The organism is Stenotrophomonas nitritireducens (assembly GCF_001431425.1).
Lineage (GTDB): Bacteria > Pseudomonadota > Gammaproteobacteria > Xanthomonadales > Xanthomonadaceae > Stenotrophomonas > Stenotrophomonas nitritireducens.
The window spans coordinates 1-958 of record NZ_LDJG01000044.1; the positions used below are offsets into that span (position 1 = coordinate 1).

Here is a 958-nt window from a genome sequence, read left to right on the forward strand (position 1 = left end):
GGCGATGTGCAGGGCGTGGATGGCGGTACGCTGAGCCGCAGCGTGGAGGATTTCATCGTGCTCAGGAACCATCAGGAGGGCATCCAGTGAAGCGCGGACATTCATCATTCGTGCACGTGGGAGATCAGTCGGGCGCTGCGCTCATCGTCGTGCTGATGCTGCTGATCATCATTACGTTGCTGGGCCTGGCCTCCATGCGTGGTGCCATCATGCAGGAGCGCATGGCCGCAAACACGATATCCCGCAGCCTCGCATTTCAGGCGGCCGAGGCTGGCCTGCGCCAGGCCGAGGTCATCGCGCGCGACGGCAGCCTCAGTTTTCCGGCTTCGGGATGTTCTGCTGGCCTGTGTGCCATGACCGCTCCCGGGAATGCCCCTGTGTGGAAGGCCGACAGCTTCTGGAGCAGTGACAAGATCCGTGTCGGCGAAGTTGTCGGCAAGGGGGATGCGGCCATTACTCCGCGCTTCGTCATCGAGGATTTCGGTACCTCCGTGAATGGAGGGGGGATATCCGACAGTATTGATATGTCCAAAGCCGTTCCTTCCACGACCGAGCAGAGCGTCTACCGCATTACGGCCTACGCGGCTACGCCTAATGGCGCGGAAGTGATCGTCCAATCGCTGTATCACCGTTGAGCGGGGCAAAAAATGAACAGCAAGTCTCACTCCATGCAGTCCCTCGCTGCGCGCATGCGCAACGCGCATGCGCGCAGCGAGGGACTGCATGGAGTGAGACTTGCTGTTCATTTTTTGCCCCGCTCAACGGTGATACAGCGATTGGACGATCACTTCCGCGCCATTAGGCGTAGCCGCGTAGGCCGTAATGCGGTAGCCGCGCTGCTCGGTCGTGGAAGGAACGGCTCGGGACATATCGATACTGTCGGTTATCCCCCCTCCATGCCCGGGGGTCACGAAATCACCGATTAACAAGCGAGGAGAAATGTACCCATCTCCGTCGC

The 958-nt window shown here is 60.2% G+C and carries 2 protein-coding genes; one reads left to right on the top strand and one right to left on the bottom strand.

From position 1 onward, the window contains the following. Positions 1-86: 86 nt before the first annotated feature. A complete protein-coding gene (locus ABB22_RS17265) occupies positions 87-635 on the top strand; it encodes a pilus assembly PilX family protein (RefSeq protein ID WP_152984249.1) in 549 nt (182 codons plus the stop codon). 123 nt (positions 636-758) lie between these two features. On the opposite strand, the gene ABB22_RS18655 is transcribed toward ABB22_RS17265, so the two are convergent. Continuing rightward, a partial coding sequence (locus ABB22_RS18655) for a hypothetical protein (protein WP_211264522.1) occupies positions 759-958 on the bottom strand: 200 nt, incomplete at its 5' end.